The sequence below is a fragment of the Dietzia sp. SYD-A1 genome (assembly GCF_015356725.1).
GTDB lineage: Bacteria > Actinomycetota > Actinomycetes > Mycobacteriales > Mycobacteriaceae > Dietzia.
Genome location: NZ_JADDKI010000494.1, coordinates 1 through 2,589 on the forward strand (window position 1 = coordinate 1; position 2,589 = coordinate 2,589).

Sequence of the window (2,589 nt, forward strand, 5' to 3'; positions counted from 1 at the left end):
GACCGGACCCGCGCGACCGCGGACCTCCCCGCCTGTCGCGACAGCGCCACGCCCGCCACGACCACCGGCCCCGTCGCCGGGTTCATGGTGCGCTGCATGGACGACGGCAGCACCACCACCCTCGGCAAGATCCAGGCGGACCGCCCCATGGTGGTGAACATGTGGGCCTACTGGTGCGAGCCGTGCCGCAGGGAACTGCCGGCCATCCGGGACGCGCAGGCCACGCTCGGGGACCGGGTCCGCGTGGTGTTGTCCCACACCGACCCGTCCGAGACCAAGGGGTTCGACACCCTGGCCGCGCTCGGGATCGAGGAACTCATCTCCGTCTCCGATCAGGAGGAGGAACTGCCGACGCTGCTGGGGGCACCTCCCGTCCTCCCGCTGACGGTCTTCGTCCGCGCCGACGGGACCGTGGCGCACGTCCTCATCCAACCGATGGACACCGAGCAGGACGTGCTCGACGCCGTCGAAGAGCACCTGGGGGTCACCGCATGACCGGTTCCGCGCGGGACGCCTCCGTGCCCCGCCCCGGTGACGTGACCGGAGTGCCGCACCCCGGGTGGATGGATCCGCTCATGGCGGCCTGCACCGACGGCAGCTTCGACGGGCTGCTGCCCCGGCGGCGCCCGCCCGAGGACGGTGGCCCCAACGAGGTCGGCCGCCCGCACCGCCACGCCGCGGTGCTGGTGCTGTTCTCGGGGTCGGCGCACGCCCCCGGCCCGCGTCCCCCGGAGGATGCCCGCGTGCTGCTCACGCACCGCGCACCGACCCTTCGCAGCCACTCCGGGCAGATCTCGTTCCCCGGTGGCGGGGTCGACGACACGGACAGCGGGCCGGTCGAGGCGGCCCTGCGCGAGGCGTGGGAGGAGACGGGACTGGAGAGCGACGGTGTGGACGTGCTCGCGGTGCTGCCCGAGTTGTACATCCCCGTCTCCAACTACTCCGTCGCCCCGGTGCTGGCCTACTGGCGGGAGCCGATGGAGGTCTCGTCGGTGGATCCGGCCGAGACCGCGAGGGTGATGACGGTGCCGGTGGGGGAGTTGCTCGACCCCGCCAATCGCTTCCTGCTGCGGCACTCGACCGGGTGGACGGGCCCCGCGTTCCAGCACGAGGACCTGGTGGTGTGGGGGTTCACCGCCGGGATCCTGGCCGCGATGTTCCATTCCGCGGGCTGGGACCTGGACTGGGACACCGATGACGTGCGTGATCTCGAGCAGACCCTGTCGGCCTCCGCGAACGGGGAGCGGCCCTGGCTGTCGGCGGAGGAGGCGCGACGCGAGTCCTCCGATCCGCTGGCGGACAGGACGGTCGCCGGGGTGCCCGGCGCCCGGTCAGGCCTCACCGACGATGAGGACGAGGAACCGCTCGACCTGCCCGCCGACGAACCCCGGAGGGGGTACCGGTGACGGGCTCGCAGTGGCTCGACATCGCGCTGTACGCGCTCGCCGCGGCGGCCGCGATCTCGGGATGGATCAACGGTGCGGCGGCGTCCGGTTTCGCACTGCTCGGGGTGGCGATCGGCGCCACCTCCGGCCTGCTCGTGGCCCCTCATCTGGTCAGGGAACTCGATTCCCCCGTCGGACGGCTCGCGGCGGGGCTGGCCGTGATCGCGGTGATGGTGCTCATCGGCCAGATCGCCGGCGTGACGATCGGTCGTGCCGCCCGGCGCTACATCTCCGGGGCGGGGGCCAGGGTGCTCGACAGCACCGTCGGAGCCGTGTTCCAGGCCGCGGCGATGCTGCTGGTGGCGTGGTTGGTCGCCATCCCGGTGGCCGCGCAGGAGGGCCCGGGACTGGGCAAGGCGGTACGCGGGTCGTCGGTGCTGGCGAAGATCGACGACGTGGCGCCCGAGCAGATGCAGCGGATCCCCGCGGCGTTCACGTCGGTTCTCGGCACCACCGGGTTCCCCGACATCCTCGGCCCCTTCGGTACGACTCCGCTCCAGGAGGTGCCCCCGCCCGATCCCGTGCTCGCGGGCTCCGAGGTCGTGGCCGCGGTGCAGCCGTCCGTGCTCAAGATCCTGGGCCGCGCCGAGTCGTGCAGTCGCGCCCTGGAGGGCTCCGGCTTCGTGGCCTCCCCCGGACTGGTCATGACCAACGCGCACGTGGTGGCCGGTACGGACTCGGTGAGGGTCGTCGCCGGAGACCGGGAACTCGACGCGGACGTGGTGGTCTATGACCCGGGCGTCGACGTGGCGGTCCTGCGCGTACCGGGTCTCCAGGCCCCGGTCCTGCCCTTCGCCGACCGGCAGGGCCGCAGCGGCGACGACGCCATCGTGGTGGGCTACCCCGGTAACGGCCCCTACCGGCCGGACGCCGCACGCATCCGGGAGAGGGTGACCCTGCGCGGTCCGGACATCTACCGTGAGGCGACCGTCGAGCGCGAGGTGTACATCCTGCGTGGCTCGGTGCGCGAGGGCAATTCCGGGGGGCCGCTGATCACGCCGGCGGGGCAGGTCGTGGGCGTGGTCTTCGGTGCGGCGATGGACGCCGCCGACACCGGGTACGCGCTCACGGTCGAGCAGGTGCTGCCGCAGCTCGAGCGAGCGGTGGACTCGTTGGAGCCCGTCCCCACCGGCAGCTGCGTCGG

3 protein-coding genes are annotated in these 2,589 nt (G+C 72.8%); all 3 read left to right on the forward strand.

Annotated elements, in window-relative coordinates:
- The coding region (locus tag IY392_RS16015; RefSeq protein WP_194861751.1) for a thioredoxin family protein at positions 1-495 on the forward strand (495 nt) is incomplete at its 5' end.
- Positions 492-1,406, forward strand: a complete 915-nt coding sequence (locus IY392_RS16020) for a CoA pyrophosphatase (protein ID WP_228549518.1) — start codon at positions 492-494, stop codon at positions 1,404-1,406. The genes IY392_RS16015 and IY392_RS16020, both read left to right, overlap by 4 nt.
- Positions 1,403-2,589, forward strand: a 1,187-nt coding sequence (locus IY392_RS16025; protein WP_194861752.1) for a MarP family serine protease, incomplete at its 3' end; no start/stop codon positions are given. The genes IY392_RS16020 and IY392_RS16025, both read left to right, overlap by 4 nt.

Bases quoted from the DNA above. Each gene is read 5' to 3' on its own strand.
- IY392_RS16020 (WP_228549518.1), top strand. From the start codon at position 492: ATGACCGGTTCCGCGCGGGACGCCTCCGTGCCCCGCCCCGGTGACGTG.